Raw genomic sequence first — 6236 nt, forward strand, 5'->3', positions numbered from 1 at the left:
CCTCGGGGAGCAGCAGTTCGTCGCGCGCAACAGCTACTTCGTGCCCGCGGCGATGGGCGTCCGCGGCGGGATCCGCATGGGGCTCGTCGACAACCACCTGCGGATCGACAACAACCAGCACGGGTTCATCGCGCTCATACGGGCCATCGAGGCCTACGACCGCCTCGCGGCGAGAGGCGGGCTCACCGAGCGGGATCGCTAGATAGCTGCTACTCGGTCCAGAGCAAATGAACCTCGGCCTCGCTCTGAGCCGCGCCCACGAGGAGCGGGGCCATCGATAAAGCGGCCGTCGCGGGGACTTCCTCGGAGACTTCACGGGATTCAGTCCCAGCGACGACTGCGGCGCGTGGAAAAAGACAAACGAACAGGGACAGGTGGTCGCGACGTCGACGCCCATGACGCTCACCCCGCTCTCCACCATCGCCCCCACCAAACGACTCTGACACTTTCCGTGGTGTCCGGGACCGTCGCGCCGCGCGCGCGATCGTGTATATTCCCCCCATGTCCGCCCGCGGAAAGTCGCTCGGCTCGAGGCTCGCGTACCGGCTGCTCGGGCTCGCGTACCGGGTGTTCGGGTACACGGTCATCGCCGCGTTCGCGCGGCTCATCGCGGTCTACTACTGGCTCTTCCTGCGCGAGACCGTCGCCTCCTCCGTCGACTTCTACGCGGCGCTCTTCCCGGACGAGACGCCGAAGCAGCACCGCCGCCGCGCGCGGGCCCAGTTCCGCTCCTTCACGACCGTGTTCGTGGACCGCTTCCTGCTCGAGACCGGCCGCCACGATCGCTTCACGCTGACCCACGACGGGCTCGACGACATCGTCGCCGCGGCGCGCGAGAGGAAGCCGTTCATCCTGTGGATGGCGCACCTCGGGAACTGGGAGGTGGCCGCGCACTGCCTCAAGCGGTTCGACGTCCCTCTCACGCTCGTGATCGGGCGGTACGAGGACGAGCGGATCGAGCCGCTCCAGCGCGACCGCCTCGCCGCGCAGCGGGTCCGGCTCGTGGCCGTCGACGAGGGCTCGAGCTTCGGCGTGGTCGAGGTCGTGAGGTCGCTCAAGGCCGGCGATCTCGTCACGATCTCCGGCGATCGCCTGTACGACGAGAAGCAGCGCAGCATCGCGGTCGACTTCCTCGGGCACGAGTGCCGCGTGCCGATCGGCCCGTACGTCCTCGCCGGGCTCACGGGCGCCCCGCTCGTCCCGGCGTTCGGGCTGCGCGAGGGGCCGCTGCGCTACAGGTTCGTCGCCCTCCCCCCGCGCCGCGTCGACTTCTCGAGCCGCGAGGGCCGGGAGGCCGCCATGGCCGCGGCCGCGCAGAGCTGCTTCGACGACCTCGCCGGGATGGCCCGGCGCTACCCCGACCAGTGGTACAACTTTTTTGTCTACTGGCGGCAGGGGCATCCACTAAACTAACGATACGATAATCGAGTGATGCTCGGCCGCACCCGCGGCGAGAGGCACAAGGGGGACGTCATGCGCTCGAACGGTCTTAACGGAATCATCGCGCTCGTCGTCGTCGGCCTGTCCTGGGGCTGCGCCGAGAGCAAGGGCAACGAGTCGGACGGCGGCACCGACTCGGACTCCGACACCGACTCGGACTCCGACACCGACTCGGATTCCGACACCGACACCGACACGGACACCGACGCGGATGCGGGCCCGGTCGACGCCGGGGACACCTGCGACGAGCCGATCGTCGTCCCGGACGAGCCGCTCGAGTGGGACTTCGTGAGCGACTGGCAGTACTTCTCCTTCAACAGCTTCGACGGGTCGATGACCGGGTGCGAGGACAACATGGGCAACACCGCCTGGTTCGAGGTCGGCGTGCCCGCGGCGCACAACCTCTCGGTCAAGGTGAACTCGGGCGCCGTGTGCTGGGTGAACTTCCTCGAGAGCTGCGAGGCGGCGTCCTGCCTCGGGTCGGATCTCGCGTCGGCGACGAACAAGCCGCGCTGGCAGAACCTGTCTGGTGAGGATCGGACCGTCTACGTCGCGATCGAACCGAACATCGCGCTGTCGAGCGGGGACATCGACTGGACCTTCGAGCGGTACGAGAAGCACGGCGACACCTGCGAGGACGGCTTCCCGATGGACGACGCGCTCCCCGGCGATCCCCAGACCGAGAACCTGCCGCTCACCGACTACGAGGCGAACGCGCTGCCGAGCGGCTGCTCCGGCTACGGCGGCGTCGACGTCTGGTTCGACATCCCGATCCCGGCCGCGACGAAGATGACGTTCTCCGGCATCGCGCCGTCGGAGTACGGCGACTTCTACTACGGCTACTCGCTGGACTGCGCCTCGTGCGTCCTCTCCAGCTACAGCTACTCGACGGCGAGCTTCGCCTACACGAACTCGACCGCGGAGACGGTCCACGTCTACGCGTACCTGCAGTCCGACGGCTACGCGACGGCGGGCAACTTCGTCGGCACGGTGACGCTCGAGGCGCTGCCCGAGGGCGACGCGTGCGTCGACGCGATCGAGGTCGACTCGACGCCGTACGCCTGGAGCGACACGAGCACGCTGTTCATCCACGACTGCCCGGCCGGCGTGTGCCCGGGCACGACCGGTCCCGACGTCTGGCACGTCGTCGAGGTGCCGGCGGACGCGGTGCTCCGCGTCGAGAAGACCGGCGGCACCGCCGCGACGTTCATCGCCGCGGTGACGAGCTGCGGCAGCTCGCCGACGGTGCTCGACTTCGTCAAGGCGCCGGACGATCCCGAGATCCTCGTGTGGCACAACCCGGGCTCGTCGACCGCGACCGTCTACGTCGTCGCCGGCACGGTGAGCGCCACGTCGCTCGGCGGCGTCGAGCTCACCTTCGATCTGGACGCGCCCGTGGCGGGCGACTTCTGCTCGAACGCCGTCCCGGTCGCCGTCGGGACGACGGCGCCGTTCACCGGCACCTGGTCCTCGTTCCACGACTACTTCTGGGGCGGGCCGGGCTGCGCGGACGCGGACGGCGTCGACGTGTGGTTCGCCGTGGAGGTGCCGTCCGGGCAGCGGGTGACGGCGATCGAGTCCGCGAACGGCGGCGACGTCGGCCTGAGCGTGAAGACCGCGTGCGCGGCCTCGTCCTGCGCGGAGTCGACCGAGGGCTCGGGGGTCGCCCAGCACCTGAACACGAGCACGTCGTCGCAGACGGTGTACTTCGCCCTCGAGCCGCTCGACACGACGCCGACCGCCGCGGGCTACAGCGTCGCCTTCTCCTGGGAGACGCCGCCCGAGGGCGATCTGTGCATCGACCCCATCCACGTCGACACGACCGTCGGCGACGACTCGTGGACCGGCGACTGGGCCGACTTCGGCGACACGATGACGCTGACGGATGCGTCGTGCGCGTCGGCCGACGGGCGCGACGTGTGGTTCGAGGTCGTCGTGGGGCCCGGCCTGGAGCTGACCGTCGTGAACAACGACGTCTGGACCGAGGTGCGCCTGCAGGTCGTCACCGAGTGCGCGGCCGACTCGACCTGCTCCGCCGAAGGCGCGGAGGCGCTCACCTGGCACAACGACGGCGGCGCGAACGCGACGGTGATCATCGCCTTCGAGGCGCTGACGCCGGCGACCGTCGACGGCGCGATCGACGTGTCTTTCCTCACCTCCCCCATCGCCCTCGGCGACAGCTGCTCGCAGGCGTTCGACGTCGACGAGGCCGCCCTCCCGTTCCTGGACGTCCGCGCGCTCGCGGGCTTCAGCGCGGCCTGGCCGAGCGGCGTCTGCACCGACGCGGAGGGGGCCGACATCTGGTACGCGGTCGAGGTCCCCGCGGACCGCGTCGTCAAGATCGAGGAGCCCAACTCGGCGGACACCGTCGTCTACCTCGCGGGCGAGTGCCCGGTCACGGACGCGTGCCTCGCCTCGTCGGACACGCCGGAGAAGGCGAGCTGGTACAACACGACCGGCTCGACCCGGACCGTGTACGCCGTCGTCCGCGGCAAGGCGCCGGGCGACGCCGTCGTCAAGCCCCGCATCAGCGTGACGACCGCGGCGGACGGCAACTTCTGCTCGAACGCGATCCCGATCGATCTCACCGCGGAGCCCTCCGGCGCCTGGGCCGGGAACCTGTCGGGCTTCGTGGACGCCTTCACGGGCGGCGCCGGCTGCGCGGGGGCCGTCGGGCCGGAGGTCTGGTTCGAGGTCACCGCGCCCGCCGACTCGTGGGTGGAGATCGCCAACGGGACGAGCACGCCCGTCTCCGTCCAGCTGTCCGAGGGCTGCACGACGAACGAGTGCTCCGGCGCCGCCGACGATCTGCTCTATTGGAACAACGACACGAGCTCGGAGCAGACGGTGCTCGTGATCGTCGAGGGGGACGGCGTGTCGAGCGGCGCGGTCGCCATGGCGTTCAACCTCATGGAGGCGCCGCCGACCGCGTTCCCGGAGGGCGGCGCGACCGCGGCGACCGGCTGGTACTGGGGCGCTACCGACGAGGACGTCTCGGCGTGCCCGGACATCACGGCGACCGGGACGAACCTGAACCTCACGATGTACTCGACGACGATCAGCGCCGTGAGCATCTCGGACACCGGGTTCTCGTTCTTCGGGGATAGCTACGCCTACGCGTGGATCAGCTACTACGGCTACGTCCTGTTCAGCGACTCGTCGTCCGGTGTGTACGACACCGGGAGCTACGGCTACATCCCCTACTCCTTCTACTACTCCACCTCGTACCCGTTCGCCGCCGTGTACTGGACGAGCATGTACGCGTCGGGGGCGAACAACGTCTACTACCAGATCGAAGGCGACAAGCTGTACCTGCAGTGGCGGACGCTGCCTGAGGAGTACTGGGAGGACTCGAGCACGACGCTGACCTACGACGCCTTCGACATCCGCGCCGTGTTCGACGGCGCGACCGGGACGATCGACTACTGCTACGTCGACACGGACTCCGGGAGCTACGTCGACGACGGCATGAGCACCGCGGCCGGGATCCAGGGCTCCACATCGGAATACCTCGCCTATCGCTCGAACTACGGCGGCACCCAGCCGTCTCTCCCGAGCGGCCTCCACGTATGGTTCGTCGCGCCCTAGCGATCCCGTTGGGGCATGATTCGTCCACCGCCGGCCGCGAAATGGGTTACAATGGCTCGCCCGTTTCGGACGGGCTTATTTCAGCGTGAAAGGGGCAAGACAATGCGGCGAACATCCTGCCTGGCGACTATCGCGGCGCTTTCGGTCCTGTCGTGGTCGTGCGCGGAGAGCACCGAGTCGAACGACGGTGACGGCAGCCCGGACGTGGACAGCGACACGGACTCGGACACGGACTCGGATTCGGACACGGACACCGAGACGAGCACGGACTCGGACACGGACACGGACTCGGACACGGACACGGACAGCGACACGGACGCGGACGGTGGGGTGCCGGACGGGGGCTCGGACTGCGAGGGGGCGATCGCCGTGCCGGACGAGCCGCTCGAGTGGGACTTCGTGAGCGACTGGATGTACTTCACGGAGAACACGTTCGACGGGTCGATGTCGGGGTGCGAGGACAACCTGGGGAACACGGCGTGGTTCGAGGTGCCGGTTCCGGCGGCGCACAGCGTCCGGGTGAACCTGAACCAGGGCGCGGTGAGCTGGGTGAACTTCCTCGCGAGCTGCGACGCCACGGAGTGCGAGGGCGCCGATCTCGCGTCGGCGACGAACAAGCCGCGGTGGCAGAACCTGACGGGCACCGATCAGACCGTCTACGTCGCCGTGGAGACGAACATCGCGCTCTCGAGCGGGGTCATGGACTACACGTTCGAGAGGTACGAGAAGCACGGCGACACCTGCGAGGACGGCATCCCGATGGACGAGGCGACGACGACGACGCCGCAGACGGAGACCGTGCCGGCGTCCGACTTCGAGCTCGACACCTTCCCCACGGGCTGCGGCTCCTCGTACGGCTACTACACCGGGCCGGACATCTGGTTCACCGTCCCGCTGCCCGCGGCGACGAAGATGACCTTCGTGGGGTCGGCGCCTGGGTACTCCTTCATGTACGGCTACTCGCTCGACTGCGACTCGTGCCAGTTCTCGCAGGAGAGCTACTACGGCACGAGCTTCTCCTATACGAACACGACCGCCGAGGTCGTCGACGTCCACGCGTACCTCCAGGGGTACGACGCGGCCGGCAACTACACCGGGACTGTCACGCTCCAGGCGCTGCCCGACGGCGACACCTGCATCGACGCGGCGGAGATCGCGTCGTACCCGCACACGTGGAGCGACACGAGCACGCTGTTCATCCACACCTG

4 protein-coding genes are annotated in these 6236 nt (G+C 68.7%); all 4 read left to right on the forward strand.

Going from position 1 to position 6236, the window contains the following annotated elements; translation table 11 throughout:
• The coding region (locus tag M0R80_28490; GenBank protein MCK9463577.1) for a hypothetical protein at nt 1-202 on the forward strand (202 nt) is incomplete at its 5' end.
• A 299-nt stretch (nt 203-501) separates the two neighbouring features.
• A complete protein-coding gene (locus M0R80_28495) occupies nt 502-1413 on the forward strand; it encodes a lysophospholipid acyltransferase family protein (GenBank protein ID MCK9463578.1) in 912 nt (303 codons plus the stop codon).
• An 18-nt stretch (nt 1414-1431) separates the two neighbouring features.
• A complete protein-coding gene (locus M0R80_28500; protein MCK9463579.1) occupies nt 1432-5028 on the forward strand; it encodes a hypothetical protein in 3597 nt (1198 codons plus the stop codon).
• Between the two features lie 102 nt (nt 5029-5130).
• Nucleotides 5131-6236, forward strand: a 1106-nt coding sequence (locus M0R80_28505) for a hypothetical protein (protein MCK9463580.1), incomplete at its 3' end; no start/stop codon positions are given.

This window comes from Pseudomonadota bacterium, from assembly GCA_023229365.1.
Lineage (GTDB): Bacteria > Myxococcota_A > Polyangia > JAAYKL01 > JAAYKL01 > JALNZK01.

Bases quoted from the DNA above. Each gene is read 5' to 3' on its own strand.
- M0R80_28495 (MCK9463578.1), top strand. From the start codon at position 502: ATGTCCGCCCGCGGAAAGTCGCTCGGCTCGAGGCTCGCGTACCGGCTG.
- M0R80_28500 (MCK9463579.1), top strand. From the start codon at position 1,432: ATGCTCGGCCGCACCCGCGGCGAGAGGCACAAGGGGGACGTCATGCGC.